The sequence below is a fragment of the Pseudomonas thivervalensis genome (assembly GCF_001269655.1).
In the GTDB taxonomy this organism is placed as follows: Bacteria; Pseudomonadota; Gammaproteobacteria; order Pseudomonadales; family Pseudomonadaceae; genus Aquipseudomonas; species Aquipseudomonas thivervalensis.
The window spans coordinates 44,798-66,896 of record NZ_LHVE01000002.1; the positions used below are offsets into that span (position 1 = coordinate 44,798).

Here is a 22,099-nt window from a genome sequence, read left to right on the forward strand (position 1 = left end):
CCATCGAATCACTGGGTGGATGCCGTCGGGGCGGCTTGATGTGGAACTGAGACTGAGTCTTTTCGGCCTGACGCGCTCGATCGATATGAGCCGCTTGGTCCGTCACCAAAACGCCGTGGTCGTGCTGGCTTCGGCACTGCTGGCCGTCCCATTGGTCCTCTGGCTTCTCGGCCCGGCGACGGTGCCGGATCTGGCCCATGGCAACATCGCCGGCGCCCGGGCCTTGGCCGATGGCTGGGCCAAGGGCGAGATGATCGTGCTGGTGCGTCATGTCGAGCGCTGCGATCATTCCAAGGCCCCTTGCCTGAATGATCGCGAAGGCATCACGGACCGCGCCCGTGCCGTTGCGGTGGGCCTCGGTGCCCGGTTCGAGCAACTGGGCCTGGACAACGCTGACCTCTACAACAGCCCACGGGTGCGCGCGGCGCAGACGGCGGGGTACATGTTCAACAAGGTGGGTGCCGGTGACGATTGGCTGTTCAATTGCCGGCATGACCTGCTGCGCAATGCCCTGGCTCACAAGGTGGCCGGGCGCAACCTGATCCTGGTCACCCACAGCGAATGCATGCAGGCGATGGAAACCGCGCTCCAGCGTCCGACCTCGGCGTTCGGCTATGGCGCTTCGTTGTTCGTTTCCACCGCCCAGCCACTGGCGCCACGGTTGCTCGGTTTTATCGAAGCCTCTGACTGGCGCTCGGTGGCGTTTCAGTAACTTTTCCCACGATTAGGACCGCTCATGCTGACGTCTGCTCGCGCCCGTTTCTACGGGCTCAACCTTGGAATTCCACTGGTCTGTGCCGCCGTGGTGTTTCTGCTGTTCGACTTGACCCACATTGACATCGCTATCAGCGATCTTTTCTACGATCCGCTGCACCAGGTATTTCCGTTGGGGCATGTGCGGTTGTTCGAGGAAATCACCCACAAGTGGGCGAGGATCATTCCGAACTGGACCGGCGAGGTGGCCATTGTTGGTGCGCTGTTGTCGTTTTGCTGGCCGCTGTTCAAACCGGAGAAACGCCCTGGACTGCTTCGACTGCTGGATAAGGCCAGGCTCACCAAACCGCTACGTTTCGCCCACAAACATCGTCGTGATTTTCTCTACGTGGTCTTCGCCTTTTCCCTCAGCACTGGGGTCATCCATTACCTCAAGGGCCACACCAGCGTGTATTGCCCGGTGGAAACCACCCAATACGCCGGCAAGATCGAGCACAAGGAATGGTTTCAGAATTTCGACCTGCTGAAGGTTGCCGGTGACGGTCGCTGCTGGCCCGGCGGTCATGCGTCTGGCGGCTTCACGCTGCTGGCGCTGTATTTCGTCGCCCGCCGTTACCGCTGGCGATATTCCAAAGCCGTGATGTATGGGGCGCTGGCCTTGGGAGTTGTCTACGGGACGACGCGGGTCCTGCAGGGCTGGCACTACATGTCTCATACCTTCTGGGCGGGGGTTTTCGTTTGGTTGAGTTGTTGGCTGATGGCGTTGCTGTTTTATGGGCGGGCGGCCTTGGAGCGGCCTATGTCGGGCGACGCACGTCGTCAGCCTGAAGGCCAGGCAAAAAAAAGCCCGCTGGGAGCGCGGGCTAAAACCTTAGTTTCTTGAATGAGCGAGGCGACTGTACCCAATCACGCGGGGACGTGGGGTGAAGAAAAGTTTATGTGGGTCGGTTTTCTTTATGCCATTCAGTTCAGTGAAATAAAACCGAGCATCACCCTGTGGCGAGGGAGCTTGCTCCCGCTGGGCTGCGCAGCAGCCCCAAAACAGGGCCGCTTCGCGACCCAGCGGGAGCAAGCTCCCTCGCCACGGTTTGTGTGTTTCCCCGTAGGGGCCCCCAAACTGAACAATCAGGTCGAGGGGCCTGCTTCAAGGCTTCATGGATCACCTGAGATCAAACCGATCCAGGTTCATCACCTTGACCCACGCCGCGATGAAGTCCTCGACGAACTGCTCTTGCGCGTCTGCGCTGGCATAGACTTCGGCCAAGGCCCGCAGTTGGGCGTTGGAACCGAAGACCAGGTCGACACGGGTGCCGGTCCATTTGACCTGGCCAGTCTTGCGGTCGCGGGCTTCGAACGTTTCCTGGGTGTCGGAAAGCGGTTTCCATTCCACGCCCATGTCCAGCAGGTTGACGAAAAAGTCGTTGCTCAACGTCCCTGGCCGTTGGGTCAAGACACCGTGCGCCGTGTGGCCGACGTTGGTATCCAATACCCGTAGACCGCCGATCAGGGCTGTCATTTGTGGGGCGCTAAGGGTCAGCAGTTGTGCCTTGTCGATCAGCAGCGCCTCGGCGGACACGCGGTACCGGCCCTTGAGGTAGTTGCGGAAACCATCGGCGATGGGTTCGAGAAAACCGAACGACTCGACGTCTGTCTGTGCCTGGCTCGCGTCCGTGCGTCCCGGCGCGAACGGTACCGTCACGCTGAGCCCGGCATTTTTTGCCGCTTGTTCAATACCGGCGCTGCCGGCCAGCACGATCAGGTCCGCCAGGGAGATTTTCTTGCCGTCGGATTGGGCGGCGTTGAACTCGCTCCGGATCTTGTCCAGGGTCGCCAGCACTTGGGCCAGTTGCTCGGGCTGGTTGGCCGGCCAATCCTTCTGCGGGGCCAGGCGCAGGCGGCCACCGTTGGCACCGCCGCGTTTGTCGGAGCCACGGAAGGTGGAAGCCGCGGCCCACGCCGTAGACACCAGCTGTGAAACCGTGAGTCCCGAGGCCAGCAGCTTGCCTTTGAGGGCAGCGATGTCGCTGTCGTTGACCAGCGGATGGTCGACCGCTGGTATAGGGTCTTGCCACAGCAGTTCTTCGGTGGGCAGTTCCGGGCCGAGGTAGCGTGAGAGCGGGCCCATGTCGCGGTGGATCAGCTTGAACCAGGCGCGGGCAAAGGCGTCGGACAATTGCTCCGGGTTTTCCAGGAAACGCCGGGAGATTTTTTCGTAGATCGGGTCGAAGCGCAGCGCCAGGTCGGTGGTCAGCATCGTTGGGTTGCGCCGTTTGGCCGGGTCGTGGGCATCGGGGATGATGCCCGCGCCTGCGCCGTCTTTCGGCGTCCATTGATGTGCGCCGGCTGGGCTCTTGGTCAGTTCCCACTCGAAGCCGAACAGGTTCTCCAGATAGTTATTGCTCCAACGGGTGGGCGTGGTGGTCCAGGTGACTTCCAGGCCACTGGTGATGGTGTCGGCGCCCTTGCCGGTGCCGAAGGTGCTCTTCCAGCCCAAGCCTTGCAGCTCCAGGCCAGCGGCCTCGGGCTCGGCACCGACATTGTCCGCAGGCCCGGCGCCGTGGGTCTTGCCGAAGGCGTGGCCGCCGGCAATCAGTGCCACGGTTTCTTCGTCGTTCATCGCCATGCGGCCGAAGGTTTCGCGTATATCGAGGCCGGCGGCGACCGGGTCCGGCTGGCCCTCGGGGCCTTCCGGGTTGACATAGATCAGCCCCATCTGCACGGCGGCCAGCGGGTTCTCCAGGTTGCGTCCTTCATCAGTGCGGCTTTCTTCGTTGCCAGGCTCGGCGACCAATTGGCCTTCGCCGGGATCCTGCATGGCGGCTTTGTCGGGCTTGCCGTAGCGAACATCGCCCCCCAGCCATTTGTTTTCGGAACCCCAGTAGACGTCTTCATCCGGCTCCCAGACATCGGCGCGACCACCGGAAAAGCCGAAGGTCTTGAAGCCCATGGACTCCAGCGCGACGTTGCCGGTGAGGACGATCAGGTCGGCCCAGGAGATGTTGCGACCATACTTCTGCTTGATCGGCCACAGCAGCCGACGCGCCTTGTCAAGGCTGACGTTGTCGGGCCAGCTGTTGAGCGGCGCAAACCGCTGCTGGCCGGAACCCGCGCCACCGCGCCCATCACCGGTGCGGTAGGTACCGGCGCTATGCCAGGCCATGCGGACAAACAGCGGACCATAGTGGCCGAAGTCCGCCGGCCACCAGTCTTGCGAGTCGGTCATCAGTGCATTGAGGTCTTGTTTCAAGGCCTGGAAGTCCAGGCGCTTGAACGCTTCGGCATAGTTGAAATCCTCGCCCATGGGGTCGGACAGCGGGGCGTGCTGGTGCAGGATCTTCAGATTCAGTTGGTTCGGCCACCAGTCGCGGTTCGTCGTGCCACCGCCAGCGGCGTGGTTGAACGGGCATTTCGATTCGTTTCCCATGAGAAGCTACCTTTGGTCGTATTCATCCAGCTATCCAGCCCGGTGGGGCTTCGAATAGCGACAGGCGAAATAAATGACTCAGGGCGCAGGGCTCACAGTTCACTCAACTGATCATGTTTGGCCACACGGCAACGGCTAGTTACCAGTGCGGTGGCCCACGGCAAGCCCAGTACGTTTCTGAACGCTTCGTGTCTCTTGTCAGGTTTCACGGGCCGGATTGCACCAGCCTGAATTCAGGCTAGTCCCCCTTTGCCAGATAGCTAATAGGCGCAGTATTAACGGTCGATAGGGATAGACTTTTATCGAGGCCCGGCGTTGAGGCAGTGGCAAGCCTCGACTTGTGGTCAAGGCGTTGCCACTGGCTCTATCCGACTCGGATGAAACCCACCACTGGCTAGCGCTTCACCGTTTCCTCAAGCGAGAAGCGTCCCAGTGGGTTTTGTTGGAAGTGCTCGATGTTCTTGCGCGAAATATTGATGTACGGGCTGTAGTAGAGATCGATCCAGTTGACGTCCTGCTTGGCGATTGCCTGAAGGTCGGTATACATCTGCTTGCGCTTGGTCGGGTCCACTTCTACCCGCGCGGCCGCGACCAGATCCTTGACCTTGTCGTTCTTGTAGCGGGTCATGTAATTCATGTTGGTGTCGTGCCCCAGCACGAAGGTGGTCTTCTGGTCCGGGTCGAGGATGTCGTTGGTCCAGTACATCACGGACAGATCGTAATCGCCGTCGATCAGCATTTGCCAACTCTGGGTCGGGTCGACTTTCTGCAAGGTGGCTGTCACGCCGACCGCTGCGAGCTGTTGCTGGACCAGCACGGCGATCTGCTCGTCGGCTTCATTGCCCGCATTGACCACATAGTTGAGCTTCAGGCCTGACGCGCCTGCATCCGCCAGCATCTTCTTGGCTTTTGCCGGGTCGTACGGGCGCTGCAGATTATCGGCATTGTGATAAAGCGCGCCTTTAGGAATGTAGGAATAAGCCACCTGGCCATGGCCGAACGTCACGGTATCGACCAGGGATTTCTTGTTGATCGCAAGGTCCAGGGCCTGACGTACTTCAGGCTTGCCCAGCAGTCCGTGCTCATGGTTGATCAGCAGATGATCCTCACGGGTGGAGGGATCCATGTGTACGACCAGGTTGGGATCTTTCTTCAGGGTTTCGACGCGCGAGAAGGGCACGAAGATTGCCGAATCCAGTTCACCGGCCTGTACTTTCAACATCCGCGTATTGTCATCCGGGATGGAGATCCATTCCACGCCATCCAGGCTCACCTTGTCGGCTTGCCAGAAGTTGGGGTTCTTCTCCAGCACCACGCGATCACCGCGTAGCCACTCCTTGACGATAAAGGCGCCAGAAGCAACGGGGTCCTGGGCATAGGCTTCCTCACCCATTTTTTCCATGGCCTTTTGCGACAGGATGGAAACGTTGGGCAGCGCCAACTGCGCGAGGAAGGGCACTGAAGGGCCCGTGAGTGTCACCACCAGAGTCTGCGGGTCGGGTGCCTGGGCCTTGTCGATAATCTTGTAGGAGTCGCTCCACAGCGACCCCTTGTTGTCGCGAATGCGCAACAGACTGAACGCTGCATCGCTGGCGGTAATCGGTGAGCCGTCGGAGAACTTGGCCGAGCGGAGCTTGAAGGTGTAGGTCAGGCCATCGTCCGAAACCTGCCAGCTCTCGGCCAGCCCGGGTACGAGCTTGGTGCCGGTGTTGTCGACGCGCACCAATACGTCATAGACATTGGAGAACACCCAGTTATCACGGTTCTGCGCGCTTTTGATCGGGTCGAACGTCGTACTTTCCTCACGGCAACCGATGGTCAGCACGCCGGCAGCCTGGGCGACACCGGCCGCCAGTGTGCAAACGGTCAGCGTCGCGGCGGTCAGCAACTTCAAATGTTTCGATCGCATGGTCAAACTCCCTATTGATGAATGTTTTTTAGAACAACGGCTCTCCGAGCACACAGCTATAACGATGTCCATTGATGTCACGGATGGGCGGCGGCGTTTTCGCGCAGATGGGTTGTGCATACCGGCAGCGCGGGTGAAAAGCGCAGCCGGATGGAAGGTTCAGGGGGCTGGGTGGCTCGCCAGGCAGGGTGGCGTCCAGCAACGGTCGAGTCGGGTCGATGTGTGGAATGGACTGGATCAGCGCGACGGTATAAGGATGCCGCGGGCTGCTGAACACGGCCTCCGTGGGGCCCTCTTCGACGATTTCGCCGAGGTACATCACGGCCACCCGGTCACATAACCGCCGAACGATCGCCAGGTCGTGGGCAATGAACAGGATCGCCAGGTTCATGCGCTGTCGCAGCTCCAGCAGCAGGTTGATGATCTGTCCCTGGATGGAAACGTCCAGCGCGGCCACGCATTCATCGGCAATGATCAACCGTGGCTCGATGGCCAGTGCCCGAGCGATCCCCACGCGCTGGCATTGACCGCCACTCAACGAACCCGGCTTGCGGTCGGCCAGCTCCGGCCGCAAGCCGACCAGGGTCAGCAATTCATCGACCCGCTGGCGAATCAGTGATGCAGGGATCGCACATCGCACTCGCAGCACTTCAGCCAGGGTGTCGCCAATGCTCATGCGCGGATTGAGGGCGGTATAAGGGTCCTGGAAAATCATCGCGGTTTCGTGGCGCAGTCGCTCGATGTCGATCCGCTTGCCTTGAGCCATATCCACGCCATCGAACAGGATCTGTCCGGCGCTGACCTCGGTGAGGCGCAAGATGGCCCGGCCCAGGGTGCTCTTGCCGCTGCCCGACTCACCCACCAGCCCGAGCACTTCCCCGGTGGTCAGGCTCAGCGACACACCGTTGACGGCTTTCACCCATTGCCTGTTGATCCCGAACGGACCACTGCCAGGGGCGGCGAAGCGCACCTGTAGACCCTTCACTTGCAACAGGGTCATGACGAAGCTCCCATCGGCAGCGGGTAATGGCAGGCCACCCGGTGTGCCCCTGCCGTGGCTTGCATCTCTGGCAACAGCTGCGTGCACTGGCCGCCCTGCTGAAGGCAGCGTGGATTGAAGCGGCATCCGGTGGGCAGCGCATCGAGCAGAGGAGGCTGGCCGGCGATGGTCTTGAGCATGGCATGGCCGGCGCTGGTAGCCGGTTGGCAGTCAATCAGGGCCGCCGTATAGGGATGTCGTGGGTGAGCCAGCAGATCAAGCTTGTTGCCGTGCTCGCAGAGCCGACCGGCGTACATCACCGCGATGGAATCACAGGTCTGGGCGACGACCCCCAGGTCGTGGGTGATCATGATGATTGACAGCCCACGTTGGTCGCGCAGATCCAGGAGCAGGCGCAGGATCTGTGCCTGTACGGTGACATCCAGGGCCGTGGTCGGCTCATCGGCGATCAGCACCTGGGGGTTGCAACCTAATGCCACGGCGATCATGGCGCGTTGGCGCATGCCACCGGAAAACTCATGGGGATAACTGTCGACCCGCCGCAGCGGATCGGGAATGCCCACCTGGCGTAACACATCAATGGCCTTCGCCCGTGCTTCACGTTTGGACGCCCCCTGATGCAGGCGTATGCCCTCGCCGATCTGTTCGCCGATACGCATCAACGGGTCAAGATGACTGCCGGGATTCTGAAAAATCATCCCCAGCCGCCGACCCCGTATGCGCCGCATGTCGGCTTCATCCAGCGACAGCAGGTCTTCACCGGCGAGGCGAACGGCCTTGCCCTGGACCCGAAGGTTCGAGGAGGGCAACAAGCGCATCAAGGCCCGGCAGGCCATCGTCTTGCCTGAGCCGCTTTCACCCACCAGACCGAGGATTTCGCCTTCGGCCAGGTCAAATGACACACGATCCACCAGCGTGACTTCAGACTCACCGTGGCCGGCAATCACGCTGAGGTCCTCGACGTGCAGCACGGGTGTGCTCATGGGCGTTCTCCGAGGTGCTCGGCGACACCGTCGGCCAGCAGACTGAAGCCCATGGCCAGGGTAACGATCGCCAGTCCCGGGAAGGTGCAGATCCACCAGGCATTGGTGATAAAACTCTGGCCTTCGGCGACCATCGTGCCCCACTCGGCGGTGGGGGGCTGAACGCCCAGGCCGAGGTAGCTGACTGCCGCCCCATTGAGCAGCACCAGCACCGCGTCGGACATCGAAAACACGATCGAACCGAACATGGCATTGGGCAACAGGTGCCGAAACAGAATGCGTCCATGACCGAAGCCCAGGCTTTTCGCTGCCAGGGCGAAATCGCTCTCCTTGAGCACCAGAATCTGCGAACGGATCAGCCGTGCATAGGACACCCAACCCACCAGGGCCATCGCCATATAAAAGCTGCCCAGGCCGGGGCCGAGGATGGCCATGATTGCCAGCATCAGCACCAGGAAGGGAAAGGCCAGGATAATATCGATCAGGCGCATGCAGATCGTGTCGAACCGGCCGCCGATATAGCCGGCCAAGGCGCCGACACACGTGCCGATCAAGAACGGGAAAACCACCCCGATCACGGAAATCTGCAAGTCGATGCGCGCGCCCCAGATCACTCGGGACAGAACGTCTCGGCCAAAATTATCCGTGCCGAACGGATGGGCCAGGCTCGGCCCCAGCAGACGGATATCGGTGTTCTGGGCAATCGGATCGAAAGGCGCGACCCAGGGGGCGAAGAGTGCGAGCAACAGCCAGCCAAACAGAATCGCCAGGCCTAGCACGGTGGCCAGGCGACTGTTGCGCAAGCCGAAACGCAGCGCAAGACGCCAGGCGGGACTGAGGGTCTGGCCGCTCATCGCATGTTCACCCGCGGATCAATCATCACGGTCAGCACATCGGCGAGGAAATTGACCATGACGGTGGCGAGGGCCAGCACCATGGCCACGCCTTGGACCACCATGTAGTCGCGGGTAAAGATGCCGCGTACCAACAATTGACCGATGCCGGGAATGGCAAACAGACTTTCGATGACCACCGTGCCGCTGATCAACCAGCCGATGTTCACCGCCAGCAGGTTGACCGCCGGTACCAGGGAATTGGGCAGCACGTGCCGGTGAAATATCGCCCGCTCTGACAAACCCCGGGCCCGTGCGGCGGTGGCATGATCGGCTTGTAGCTCCATGAGCATGCTGGCGCGCAGATTGCGCACCAGAACGGCGGAGAGCGCCAAGGCAATGGTCAGGCACGGCAAAACCATGTGATGCAGTTTGTCCCACCCTGTACGCCCATAGCCTGAGACCGGGAACAGCCCCAACTGCACACTGAGCAGCAGGATCAACATGATGCCTAGCCAGAACGCCGGCATGCCGAGCCCTGCGGTGGTAAACAGGCGAATCAGATGATCTTGCCAGCCGCCCTTGTTGCGCGCCGCCACCGTTGCCAGCGGCACGGCAATCAGCAGCGCCAGCAGTACGCTGCCGAGCACCAGGAACAGGGTTGGCTCGATGCGGGTACTGATCAGCTTCAAGGCATCGACTTTGTAGAGCAGCGATTGGCCGAGATCGCCTTTGAGCAGGTTCTTGAGGAAGTAGAAGTATTGCATCCACAACGGCTGGTCGAGACCGTACTGGGCACGAATCCTGATCAGCGCCTCCGGCGTACTGCGCGAGCCCAGCAGTGCCCGGGCGGGGTCCCCGGGGATTGAGCGCACGAGCACAAAGGTGATCATGCTGATGCCAAACAGCACCGGCAATAGCTGTAGCGGGCGCGACAGTATGAAACGGTAGCGCGCCAGGTTCATGGGTCAGTTCCGATGGCGAAGCAGGAAATCCAGCAGCACTGGGAAATAGGCTTGGGGCTCTTCGTAGAACGGCATGTGGCTGCTGTTGGGGAACACATTCAGTTGTACATCCTTGAGCGCCATTTTCATGCGCATTGCACAGGCTGGCGTCAGTTCATCATGTTGACCGGTGGTGATCAGAACGGGCATTTCGAAGCCGGCCATCTGCTCGATGCGATTCCAGTCCTTGAGATTGCCGGTATAGAGAAATTCGTTGGGGCCCTGCATGGTCATGTAGGGCCCCATGTTCCAGTCGCCCAGGGAACGTGTCACCGGCGCAGGCCACTCGTCCAGACGGCAGACATGGCGATAGTTGAGCAGGGTGATGGCCGCCTGGTATTGCGGATGATCCAGGGTGCCCATGGCTTCATGGCGCTGCATCATCGCGACGGTCTCACTGCCCAGGGCCGCCCGCAGACGCTCGAGCTCCAGGGACAGGTGAGGGATATCGCCGGCGGTATTTTCCAGGATCAGGGTTTTCAGCGATTGGGGGTGATGAATGGCGTACTCGATCGCCAACCAGCCACCCCAGGAGTGCCCAAGCAGGTGCACTTTGCCCAGGTCGAGGGCTTGGCGGACGGTCTCTACCTCCGCCACATAGCGGGTGATGTCCCACAGGGCTTCGTCAGTAGGCCTGGCCGAGGCGCCGGTACCCAACTGATCGAAAGCGATGACCCGCAAGCCCTTTTCCTTGAGCCAGCCATGGCTGTCACGCAGATAATCGCAAGGCAATCCCGGGCCGCCATTGAGGCACAACAGCACCTCGTCGCCGTCGCCAAAGCCGTAGGCCACCAGATGATGACCATCGACTTCCACGTCGTACCGCTGGTCTGGCTCGATCTCACGCCACATCATTGCTCTCCTGCTCAGGTACCGCCCGTTGGCTAAACCTTACCGAGGAAGCTACGCGCCCATAAGCTAGCAATTCTTATAGGTTTGATCTGGCACTCCCTCGCTCAGGCGTGGCATTCTACTTGCACGATTTCAGGATTGAAATTAATAAGGGAGCTGAATGGATGCAGGCCAAGCTGTCTGACTTCAATACCCGTCTTTTGTCTGGCAGGAGCCTGGACGAACAGATGGATAACACCTTGGGGATGGTCCAGGCGTTAGGCTTTGAGGCTTTGGTGTACGACTACAGTCCGGTGCCGCTGGATCATGATGGTGCACTGATCACCCCGACTGTGCTGAAGCTGCGCAATACCCCCCGCGATTGGCACTCGCTCTGGTGTGAAGAAGGTTATTACCAGATCGACCCTGTCCAGCATCTGGCGATCAACGCGATCTCTCCTTTTGTCTGGTCCTATCGACCGGAGGCCGACACGGTGCTGCAGCCGTTCATCGGCCAGAGTCATGCGCCGGTCGTGAGCTACCTGCAGGATTCGCGCATGACCTGCGGCGTGACTGTGCCGATGCATTTGCCCAAGGGCGGCTTTGCGACATTGACCGGGCTGCGCGCCGATACGAAGGGGAGCACCCTGCAGGATGTCCGGCAAACGCTGGGCGACTTCAGCCTGATTTCCCATGCCCTGCAAGAGGCGGCTTTTCCGCTGCTCGGCAAGGAAGCCCGCGCATGCCCGGTTCGCCTGACCAAGCGCGAGCGTGAGTGCTTGAGATTGGCCGCTGAAGGGTTGACGGCGGCGGACATCGCCAGGCAACTGAATCGTTCCTTGGCCACCATCACCCTCCACCTGACTTCTGCAATGCACAAGCTCGGCGCCAGGAATCGGGTCCAGGCCGTGGTCAGGGCGGTGCATTATCGGTTGCTCGATAGCTGAAATCGGGCAAAAACCTATCTGTTTCTCTAGTTATTCCGCCGGCCGGTCCCCGGTATCGTTGCCGCTGGATTTCTTGGGAGCGGCACGAAATGGATCTTCCCGTCACGCACGAAGGCTTTGCGCCTTTTGGTCCGTATCAGACCTGGTATCGCATCACTGGCGATTTCAGCAGTGGCCGTACGCCGCTGCTGGTCCTGCATGGCGGCCCGGGTTGCACACACGATTATGTCGATGCCTTCAAGGATGTTGCCAACAGTGGCTATCCGGTGGTTCATTACGACCAACTGGGCAATGGGCGTTCCACCCATCTGCCGGAAAAAGCCCCCTCGTTCTGGAACGTGGCGCTCTTTCTCGATGAGTTGGAGAACTTGCTGGATCATCTGGGCATTCGCGACAATTACGCACTGTTGGGGCAGTCCTGGGGCGGCATGTTGGCCAGCGAGCATGCGGTGCTCCAACCTGCGGGCTTGCGTGGGTTGATTGTCGCCAACTCCCCGGCGGCCATGTCCACTTGGCTCCTTGAAGTCAATCGCTTGCGCCAACTGCTACCCATTGACGTGCAGCAAACGTTGCTCAAGCACGAGCGGGCTGGAACCTTGACGTCTACGGAGTATTTCGAGGCCGCTCGGGTTTTCTACGACCGCCATGTCTGCCGTGTCACGCCCTGGCCCGACGAAGTCGCCCGTACCTTTGCCCAGATCGATGCCGATCCTACCGTTTATCACGCCATGAATGGCCCCACCGAGTTCCATGTGATCGGCAGCATGAAGGACTGGACCATCACCGATCGCTTGCCTCGGATCAAGGTGCCGACCCTGTTGATTTCAGGCCGATACGATGAAGCGACGCCGTTGGTGGTCAAACCCTATGTGGATCATGTCCCCGACATTCGCTGGGCGTTGTTCGAACATTCCAGCCATATGCCCCATGTCGAGGAGCGGATGGCTTGCATGGGAACGGTGGTGAGTTTCCTGGATGAGTGTTTGTAGGCGTCCGCGCAATCCGAGCTGTCGTTTTTGTTGTGTTTCTCGACGCGTCCTGTGAGACGCGTCTCTTTTTTCAGTAGAAAATTCCCGCTCTCTTGAACCGGAAGCGATATGCAGGGTCTGGTGTGCGCGCAGTGCTATGCACGCCTGGTCGCACGCCTGCTGTCATTTCTGTATCGAGGGATCGAACATGTCCGTATTTGCCTTAGGGACTAGGCTAATCGTTGCGTCGCTGTGTTTTCTAGCGATGAACATTGCCGTCGCCGCGCCAACGCCCGGCGACACGGACCTGATCCGTGAGCGTCAGGACCGGTTGCTCGAAGAGCAGCGCCGACGCGTTGAAGAACTCAAGGACCTGCCCGGCAAGGAGGCGAAACCGGCCCAGCCGACAGCGCCGGCCGATACCCGTTGTTTCCCGATCAAGACCATTGAGCTCAAGGGCGCCGACGTCCTGTCCGAAAGCGAGCGCCAGCGCCTGCTCAAGCCCTTCCTCAACCAATGCCTGGGCGTGCCGCAGCTTAACCAGTTGCTCAAGGTCATCACCGATGACTACCTGGAAAAAGGCCTGGTCACCAGTCGCGCCTACTTACCGCAACAGGACCTGTCCAGCGGTCACTTGCAAGTGCTGGTCGTCGAGGGTCGCCTGGAAGGCCTCAAAGGTGCCGAGAACAGCAAGCTATCGGATCGTGAGTTGGCGATGGCGTTTCCGGGCAAGACCGGTGAACTGCTCAACCTGCGCGAGATCGAGCAGATGGTCGATCAACTGAACCGTTTGCCGTCCAACCGTGCACAAATGGAACTGACCCCGGGGCAGAACATCGGCGGCAGCGAAGTGCGGGTCAATAACACTGCGCAAAAACCCTGGCGCGCCGGCCTGTCACGGCATAACGATGGGCAGAAAAGCACAGGCGAGCAGCAATGGGGCGCCTCCCTGGACTGGGACAGCCCCTTGGGCCTGGCTGACCAATTGGCCTTGCGCGGCGGCCACGATGCCGTCAGCGATCACCAGAAAACCTCGCGCAACGGCATGCTCTATTACAACCTGCCGTTTGGCTGGTGGAACCTGAGCTACACCTACAGCCAGAGTGAGTACCGCGCGCTTGGCCAGGCCAACGGCTTCAATTTCAAGCAGAGCGGCGACAGCCAGAACCATCAGGTGCGCCTGGAACGTGTGGTCCATCGCGACGCGGTGAGCAAGACCTCACTCAACACGGGCATTTCGTACCTGCGCACCAACAACTTCATCGAAGACAGCAAACTCGCCGAGAGCAGCAATCGCATCAGCGAGGCGCAGTTCGGCATCAACCATGGCCGGCGAGTGGGCAATGCCTTCGTCAACCTCGACCTGGGCCTGCAACAAGGTATCGGCGCCCTCGATGCCCAGGGCGATCATGAGCCGGATCCTGGCGTGCCGGATGCGCGCTATCGCAAATACACCGCGACCCTCAGCTATTTGCAGCCCTTCATGCTGGGCGGCGAGTCCTTCAGCTTCAGCAGCCTGATGACCGGCCAGCGCAGCGAAGACGTGCTGTTCAGCCCGCAGCGCATGAGCCTGGGCGGCCTGTCGTCGATTCGTGGCTACAAGGACCAGACGCTGTCCGGCGACAGCGGCGGCTACTGGCGCAACGACTTGCGATGGAGCCGCCCGGTGACGTTGGAGTGGCTACGCCCGGTGTTCGCCGAATACGGCACCAGCCTCGGTTATGACCAAGGCGTAATTAGCGGTAATCGCTACAACGGTGGCGAGCACGGGCGCATGTCGAGCAACTCGCTGGAGTTGTTCGCCCGTGGTGAGCACCTGAACGCCAGCGTCACCTTCGCCCATTCCCTGGAACGTCCGGATGCCCTGACCGAGCGCGAAGCGCCGATCTACTTCCGTGTGGATGTATCCATCTAATTTCTGCTGTAACGAGACCTGATCATGGACGACCGCCAATACGCCTTCCTGGCCCGCCAGCCTTCTGCTGCCCTGAAAACCCGCGACGCCTTCTGGGGCATGCCCAAGCGCGGCCTGGCGTTCCTATTGGCCAACGTCATGTTCTGGCAGCCGATGTGGGCCCAGGCGGGCGGCATCGTGGTCAGCGCCCCGGGCACCAGCCTCGGCCAGGCCGGCAACGGCGTGCCGGTGGTCAACATCGCCAAGCCCAACGGCAGTGGGCTGTCCCATAACCAGTTCAAGGACTACAACGTCGGCAGCAACGGCGTGATCCTCAACAACGCCACCAACCCCGCCCAGTCCACACAACTGGGCGGGATCATTATCGGCAACCCGAACCTCCAGGGCACGGCCGCCACCACCATCCTCAACGAAGTCAACGGTGGCAACCCCAGCCAACTGCGTGGCTACACCGAAGTGGCGGGGCAGTCGGCCCATGTCATCGTCGCCAACCCCTATGGCATCAGCTGTAATGGCTGCGGTTTTATCAATACCCCGAAGGCGACCCTGACCACGGGTAAGGCGATCATCGAAAACGGCCAGGTGGGTCGCTATCAGGTGGACCAGGGCAGCGTCGCCATTGAAGGCGCGGGTCTGAACGCGAACAACGTCGACCGTTTCGAAATCATCACCCGCAGCGCCAAGATCAACGCCGAGATCCAGGCCAAGAACTTGACCATCGTGGCCGGGCGCAATGACGTCAACGCCAATACCCTCAACGCCACCGCCCGTGCCGATGACGGCAGCGCCAAACCCGAGCTGGCCATCGACTCCTCGGCCCTGGGCGGCATGTACGCAGGCGCGATCAAGCTGGTAGGCACCGAGGCCGGGGTTGGGGTGAAGCTGGACGGCAAGATGGTTGCCAGTGGCGGGGATATCCAACTCGACGCCAATGGGCATTTGAGTTTGGCGCAAACCACGGCGGCGGGCGCGGTCGAGATCAAGGCTCAAAGCCTGGACGCCCAAGGGACGGTCTATGCCGGCAGCCATGTTCAGGCGACGACCAAGGGCACTCTCAGCAACCAGCGCGCCATCGCGGCGCGCGAGAAGGTCACGCTGACCACCGACGGCCAGCTCAACAACCTCGGCATCATCGAAGCGGGCGTCAACGTCGATAACACCCGCAACCAGATTGGCGATGTCGTGCTGACCGCGGCGAATATCGACAACCGCGGGCAGAGCGTCATCGCCAGTCGCGACTTGAAAGCCACGACCACGCAGACCCTCGACAATCGCGGCGGCACTTTTTCCGCCGGCAAGACCCTGACGCTCGACAGCAAGGACATCGATAACCGCGCCGGCACGCTGGTCAGCCAAGGCAAAATTCAAGCATCGGCCACTGGCGCGTTGGACAACCGTGATAAAGGGATCATCGCCAGCAACGGCGAGCAGACCCTGGTCGCCGGGGCGCTGAAGAACAGCGCAGGCGTCATCAGCAGTAACAGCCTCCTGAAGCTCGAAGCGAAAACCCTGGATAACAGCGGTGGCAAGATTGCCTCCGACGCGGCACTGACCCTTAGGGGCGGCAATGTTGAAAATAGCGCAGGACAAATCACCAGCCAGGGTGATCTCGTTGCCACGCTGAAAAGCTTCAATCAACAGAATGGCAAGTTGGTCAGCCAGGGGAAACTGACCCTGACCGCAGACCACATCAACAACAGCGACGATGGTTATATCGCCTCGGTCAAGGCGATGAGCCTGACCGCCTACCAGCAACTGCTCAATAACGGCGAGGCGATCATCAGCACTGAGCAGGGGCTGACGATCAGCGGCGGTGGTCTCGATAACACCAAAGGCAGCCTGCTCAGCCAAGGTGACCTGAAGGTCGATATCGCCGGGGATTTCCTCAACCAGGATGGCAGCGCCATCACCCAGGCCGGGAACGTGGATATCGAGGCGAGCAACCTCGATAACCGTGGAGGTGTCCTTGCCAGTGTCGGCGGTTGGCTGAAAGCCACGTTGGACAAAGTGTTGGATAACGGCGAGTCGCCCACCTCCGCCGACGCAGCTGGGTTGATCCAGGCACAGTCCGTCGACCTCGATGCGAAACAGGCGCTGCGCAACAATGGCGGGCAGGTCTCGGCCTTGTCCGGCGCCGTTGAGCTCACCACCGCCACGCTCGAAAACCGCGACGGCGCAGTGCTCGCCAAACAGGCCCTGACTGTCCGTGCTCAGAATCTGGACAACAGCGACGGACGCGCAGCGGCAAACGCCATTGATTTCGGTTTGACCGGGGCTCTGAACAACCAGCACGGTCTGGTGGAAGGCTCCAATGGCCTGCTGATCCGTGCTGCGTCAGTTGATAACCAGGGCGGCAAGTTGCGCTCGGTGGGCAAGCTGGGGACCGCGACGCTAACGGTTGATCAACTGCTGGACAACCAGGGCGGCGTCATTGAAGCGGCCACCCAGGACCTGTCCTTGCAGATGGCAGGCTTCAAAAATGCTGGCGGCAATGTTCGTCATGTGGGCACCGGCACGTTAGGCGTGGACCTCGCCAGGTTCAGCAACATCGGCGGCAGCCTGATGACCTCAGGCACCCTGACCGTCGACGCGGCGCGTTGGGACAACAGCTCGGATATCCAGGCCAATGTCCTGAACCTGAAGGTGGGTCAGCTCAATCAGAGCAGTAGCGGCAAGTTGGTCGCGGTGCAAAGCCTGCTGGCCACGGGCGGCACCTGGAATAACGCCGGTACTATCAGCAGCGACGTTGATTTGGATCTGAAGCTGACCGGCGCTTATATCGGCGCCGAAAACAGCCGCCTCAGCAGTGTCGATCAATTCGATCTGAGCGCCGCCAGCCTCGATCTCTCCAGCGGCTCGCGCCTGGCTGGCGGTGGCATGACCACCATCACCAGTCTCGGTGCGCTGAATAATACCGGACGGATCACCGGCGGTGGCAAGTTCTCCCTGGCCGCCACGAGCCTGGTCAATACGGGCACGCTGGGTGGCGCCGACACCGTCGAACTGGTTGCCAACGAGGCCCGTAACGATCGCGGCCTGATCTTCAGCGGCGCGGACATGGCCCTGCGTTTCAACCGCTTTACCAACTATCGTGCGGACGTCTACAGCCTGGGGGCACTGAATGTCGCGGCTCGAGATGGCGTCGCTCGCAGCGTGTTGCTGGAGAACATCTCCGGCACCCTTGAGTCGGTAAAGGATATGTCGCTGCGCAGCGACACCCTGATCAATCGCAAGGACGTCTTCTCCACCACCGATGAGCTGGTGTCGGGCTCCATCGGCGTCAAATGCTATGACTGCGGTGGTGACCACCACAACGTCGACTATATAGCCCAGGAGACCTACCAAAGCGCCGTGCTTGAAGACTCGGCCAGTGCCATGCTGATGAGTGGGGCCAAGCTGACCGTTGATGGCTCCGCGGTGACCAACCAATACAGCGTGATGGCCTCGGCTTCCGACCTGCTGATTACCGCAGACAACTTCGCCAACGTTGGCGCTGCTTCGGGCACCAGCGTCAGGACGCGTACCTGGAACACCGGCCGGGTCACGGACGGTACCGACGAGCGTTTCCGCGCCAGGGTCATCGTCCCCTACAACGCCCAGGCCAACCCGAAGCAACTGCCGGTCGATGCGTTGAACCGTTTCCGTCAGGTGGGTGACATCACGACCGTGACGCCAGGGCAATCGCTGGCGCCGGCAGTGGTTCAAGCGGGCGGTAACATCAGCATCCAGGCTACGCAGCGCCTGGAGAACAGCAGCATCGTGCAGTTCCAGGCACCGCTGGCGGGTACAGCCAAGTCAGCGGCCACGGAGGTGACCAGCGCCGCACAGCCGGCGGTCGTGGTGCTCAACCCGCAGTTGCCGCCGGATCTGGCCCAACAACAAGTCAACCCGACCACCATGCCCGGGTTCACCTTGCCGACTGGCGAAAATGGTTTGTTCCGTGTCGTCGACAGCGCGGCCGCAGCGCAAGACAGCCACGACCAGAGCCGGGCCACTGTCCAGGGCTCGGACGCCAGCCGGGTCATCACCGGCCCCAAATACCTGATTGAAACCAACCCCGCGTTGACCGACCTCAGGCAGTTCATGAGCTCGGACTACCTGTTGGGCAACCTGGGTTATGACCCCGCCACCAGTTGGAAGCGCCTGGGCGATGGTTTGTATGAACAACGCCTGATCCAGCAAGCCGTGATCGCCCGTACCGGCCAACGCTTCCTCGATGGCCAGACCTCCGACGAGGGCATGTTCAAGTACCTGATGAACAATGCCATCGCCAGCAAGGAACAACTGAACCTGGCCCTTGGCGTGACCCTGACTTCGCAACAAGTCGCCGCGCTGACCCACGATATCGTCTGGATGGAAGACCAGGTCGTCAGCGGCCAACATGTCCTGGTGCCGGTGCTTTACCTGGCACAGGCCAACAACCGGCTGATGGCCGATGGCGCGTTGATCCAGGGCAAGAACCTCACCCTGATCGCGGGCACCGACCTGAAGAACGCCGGGACGCTGCGTGCCAGCGAGAACCTCTCGGCGGCGGCCGGGAACAACCTGATCAACACGCGCCTGGCCGAGGCTGGCGAGCGGCTCAAGTTGGTCGCGGGCAAAGACCTGGTCAACATGCAAGGCGGCATCCTCAAAGGCCAGGACGTCGAGCTCTCGACCTTGACCGGCGACATCCGCAACGACCGGACCATCACCACCCTCGAGAACAGCGGCAAGGGCTTCAGTTCGAAAACCTCCGTTGTCGACAACGCCGCGCGCATCGAGGCCGGCAACAACCTCACCATGCGTGCAGCGGGCGATCTGCTCAACGTGGGCGGCGCGATCACCGCGGGCAACAACGCGGACCTGAGTGCGGGCAAAGACGTTGTCATCTCCGCAGCTCGCGAAGAAAGCGGCTCTATGCGTCAGGACAAACGCCACTTCTGGGAGCAGAGCCAGACCGTTCAGCACGCCAGTGAAGTCAAGGCGGGCGGCGACCTGAACGTCACCGCCGGCAACAACCTGACCGTAGTCGCCAGCCATCTCCAAGCCAAAGGCGATATCAACCTGAGCGGTAAGGATGTCGCCCTGATCTCGGCGGCGAACGAGAATTCCAGCGAGTACCGCTACAAGCGCAGCGGCAAGAAGATCAACAAGGAAGAAGACCATGTCTCGCAGCAGGCGACCACCCTCGATGCCGGGGGGGATGTAAGGGTTGCTGCGCGCAATGATCTGTTGATGGTCGCGAGCAAGATTGCGGCGGGTAACGAGGCGTATCTGGTGGCGGGTAAGCAGCTGAGTCTGCTGGCTGAGCAAAATCGTGATTACTCGCTGTATGACATGAAGAAAAAGGGCAACTGGGGCAGTAAAGCCGCACGGCGCGATGAGGTGACGCAACTCACCCATATCGGAAGCGAGATCAACACCGGGGGCGACCTGATGTTGGTCAGCGGTGGCGATCAGACCTATCAAGTAGCGAAGCTGCAAAGCGGCAACGACCTGATCATCGACAGCGGCGGGCGCATCACCTTCGAAGGGGTCAAGGACTTCCACGACGAGAGCCATACCAAGAGTAAAAGCGACCTGGCCTGGTACAAGATGAAAGGCGAGGGGCGAACCGATGAAACCTTGCGCCAGAGCGCTCTGGTTGCTCAAGGAAAGTTGGTGATCAAGGCCGTCGATGGGCTGCGCATCGATGTCAAACAAGTGGATCAGCAGAGCGTCAACCAAACCATCGATGCGATGGTGAAGGCTGAACCGGACCTGGCCTGGATGAAAGAGGCCCAGGCCCGGGGCGACATTGACTGGCGCCGGGTGAAGGAAATCCACGACAGCTTCAAGTATGACAACTCCGGCCTGGGAGCCGGGGCCAAGATCGCCATCGCGATTTTGATGTCTTTCATCATGGGGCCGGCAGGTTTCGGACTGTCGGGCACCAATCTTGCGGTCGCCACCAGCCTGAGCACCACGGCGGTCACCAGCACCATTGAGAACAAAGGCAACCTGGGACTTGCGCTGAAGGAAACAGTCAGCGCCGATAGTTTGAAGAGTGCGGCGATTGCCGGTTTTACTGCCTATGCATCCGCATACGCGGACCAAGAATGGTTTAGTAGTACCGACAGCTCCAGCACGACCACTCAAGGCGTCGAGCCGTCGACGGGTTCGGCGGGTTCGGCATCGAGCGCGAGTAACTCCTCCAAGGATATCTTCCGTTGGAACACCGCGACTGACACTGCAATCCGCACAACCGGGCAAGCAGTGATCTCCAGCGGTATCTCCACCGCGATCGGTGGTGGCAGCTTTGGCAGCAATTTCAATGCTGCCCTGTTGGGAGAGGCCGGCAATGTGGCGATGGCGACCGGCTTCAACTGGGTGGGCGATACCATCAAGTTCCCCGATGGCGGCCCACAGAAAATTGTTGCCCACGCGATCATGGGTGGCCTGCTGGCTGAGCTGACGGGCAGCGACTTCAAGACCGGTGCGGTTGCCGCCGGTTTGAATGAAGCGCTGATTCCCGGCATGGCCAAGGTGGCGGGTGAAAACAAAGATCTGCAACTGATGCTGTCGCAACTGACGGGGCTTCTGGCAGCGGCTGCGGTCGATGGCGACCTGAATACAGGTTCGACAATCGCCAAGAAAGCGACGGAATTCAACTATCTGTTCCATGCCGAACTGGTCGAAAGAGAACAGAAGCTCAATACGTGCGCCTCCCCGGCGGATTGCCAATCCGTCAGGGACTATTACAACAACCTAGATGCGACTCGGAACAGTGAGTTCGGCCAGTACTGTCAGCGGAATCCGGCGAGTTGTGCGCAAGTTACAAAGCAACTGGTGGATGAGATTCCTGCTAATGAACAGTTGTTGCAGGACGTCAGGGTATCCGGGGCTAAAGACAGTTTTGCACGTTCGATATCACTCTGGTTGTCTAATCAGAGTAATTCGCAGGCTGTCAACACCAGCATCGTGGAGAAGTCCCGCGTCGAAAGTGGCGATGGTGAGGCGTTTTTGGCGGAGCTTGCGTTGGATGCGTTGAATCCGGGGCAGGACTTGTTCTCGTCGACGGCTGGGGGTAAGGGTGGTACAACCGGGGTTAAGGTTGGGGTTGTGGGGGCCGATGGTGCAAAAGCAACTGGTGCCGCTGAAGTGCCGGCTACTTCGGCAAGTGCACGTGTTGGGTTGAGAGACGATCTGGCCGCGCAAGCAGGGATTCCTCGAAATATTGCTGAATCGCCGTCGAGCATGTGGGGTAAATCGATCGATGATATCAAGCAGTCGCTAACGCTTGATGGAGCGAGTCTTACGCCGAAAGCACCATTGGCTGGTACTTCAGGTAAAGCACAGGTCTTTAACGTTGAAGGACACTCGAAAATAAAAGAGGTAGAGTTCCATCCGGGCGGTGGAACCCACGGTGATAGCCCATACTATAAGCTTGTTAGTACTGAGAAGGTTGGCAATAAAAATGTAGAAATTCGAGTGATTAGTCCGTCGCCTGACTTTAGTCCGGGCACTATTACTCGCTACCAACAATACTATGATACCCAAGGAAATCGTCTGAAATATGAGGGCGGTGAGTGGAAGGGGTGGAAGTGATC

At 60.4% G+C, this 22,099-nt stretch carries 13 protein-coding genes; 6 read left to right on the plus strand and 7 right to left on the minus strand.

Annotation, left to right across the window (positions count from 1 at the left end):
- Positions 1–40: 40 nt before the first annotated feature.
- Together pmrG and AD659_RS02945 are read left to right on the plus strand one after the other, a co-directional pair.
- Positions 41–712 (plus strand): lipopolysaccharide core heptose(II)-phosphate phosphatase PmrG, encoded by a 672-nt coding sequence (gene pmrG, locus AD659_RS02940; protein WP_153043935.1) that lies wholly within the window; start codon positions 41–43, stop codon positions 710–712.
- A gap of 24 nt (positions 713–736) precedes the next feature.
- Positions 737–1,597, plus strand: a complete 861-nt coding sequence (locus tag AD659_RS02945; protein WP_053118235.1) for a phosphatase PAP2 family protein — start codon at positions 737–739, stop codon at positions 1,595–1,597.
- A gap of 276 nt (positions 1,598–1,873) precedes the next feature.
- Here AD659_RS02945 and katG read toward each other — a convergent pair whose 3' ends face one another.
- From katG to AD659_RS02980, 7 genes are all read right to left on the minus strand, one after another.
- Positions 1,874–4,138: a catalase/peroxidase HPI gene (katG, locus tag AD659_RS02950; protein WP_053118237.1), complete on the minus strand. Its 2,265-nt coding sequence runs from the start codon at positions 4,136–4,138 to the stop codon at positions 1,874–1,876.
- A 394-nt stretch (positions 4,139–4,532) separates the two neighbouring features.
- The gene (locus AD659_RS02955) at positions 4,533–6,047 is read right to left on the minus strand and encodes an ABC transporter substrate-binding protein (RefSeq protein ID WP_053118239.1); all 1,515 of its coding nucleotides are present in this window, start codon (positions 6,045–6,047) and stop codon (positions 4,533–4,535) included.
- 28 nt (positions 6,048–6,075) lie between these two features.
- Positions 6,076–7,047 carry an ABC transporter ATP-binding protein gene (locus tag AD659_RS02960; RefSeq protein WP_053118241.1) on the minus strand — a complete coding sequence of 324 codons (972 nt, stop codon included), beginning with the start codon at positions 7,045–7,047 and terminating at the stop codon, positions 6,076–6,078.
- Positions 7,044–8,030, minus strand: coding sequence for an ABC transporter ATP-binding protein (locus AD659_RS02965; RefSeq protein WP_053118243.1), 987 nt, complete (start codon positions 8,028–8,030; stop codon positions 7,044–7,046). The genes AD659_RS02960 and AD659_RS02965 overlap by 4 nt, the downstream gene beginning before the upstream one ends.
- Complete coding sequence (locus AD659_RS02970; protein ID WP_053118244.1) at positions 8,027–8,884, minus strand: ABC transporter permease; 858 nt, start codon at positions 8,882–8,884, stop codon at positions 8,027–8,029. The genes AD659_RS02965 and AD659_RS02970 overlap by 4 nt, the downstream gene beginning before the upstream one ends.
- On the minus strand, positions 8,881–9,828 hold the full coding sequence (locus tag AD659_RS02975) for an ABC transporter permease (RefSeq protein WP_053118245.1): 948 nt from the start codon (positions 9,826–9,828) through the stop codon (positions 8,881–8,883). The genes AD659_RS02970 and AD659_RS02975 overlap by 4 nt, the downstream gene beginning before the upstream one ends.
- 3 nt (positions 9,829–9,831) lie before the next feature.
- Positions 9,832–10,719, minus strand: a complete 888-nt coding sequence (locus AD659_RS02980; protein WP_053118247.1) for a proline iminopeptidase-family hydrolase — start codon at positions 10,717–10,719, stop codon at positions 9,832–9,834.
- A gap of 164 nt (positions 10,720–10,883) precedes the next feature.
- Here AD659_RS02980 and AD659_RS02985 point away from each other — a divergent pair, with 164 nt between their 5' ends.
- The 4 genes from AD659_RS02985 to AD659_RS03000 all read left to right on the plus strand — a co-directional run bounded on the left by AD659_RS02985 (position 10,884) and on the right by AD659_RS03000 (position 22,097).
- The gene (locus AD659_RS02985) at positions 10,884–11,645 is read left to right on the plus strand and encodes a LuxR family transcriptional regulator (RefSeq protein ID WP_003197595.1); all 762 of its coding nucleotides are present in this window, start codon (positions 10,884–10,886) and stop codon (positions 11,643–11,645) included.
- Between the two features lie 89 nt (positions 11,646–11,734).
- Positions 11,735–12,634 carry a proline iminopeptidase-family hydrolase gene (locus AD659_RS02990; protein WP_053118249.1) on the plus strand — a complete coding sequence of 300 codons (900 nt, stop codon included), beginning with the start codon at positions 11,735–11,737 and terminating at the stop codon, positions 12,632–12,634.
- A 187-nt stretch (positions 12,635–12,821) separates the two neighbouring features.
- Positions 12,822–14,528, plus strand: coding sequence for a ShlB/FhaC/HecB family hemolysin secretion/activation protein (locus AD659_RS02995; protein WP_053118251.1), 1,707 nt, complete (start codon positions 12,822–12,824; stop codon positions 14,526–14,528).
- 24 nt (positions 14,529–14,552) lie between these two features.
- Positions 14,553–22,097, plus strand: a complete 7,545-nt coding sequence (locus AD659_RS03000; protein WP_053118253.1) for a two-partner secretion domain-containing protein — start codon at positions 14,553–14,555, stop codon at positions 22,095–22,097.
- Positions 22,098–22,099 lie beyond the last annotated feature (2 nt).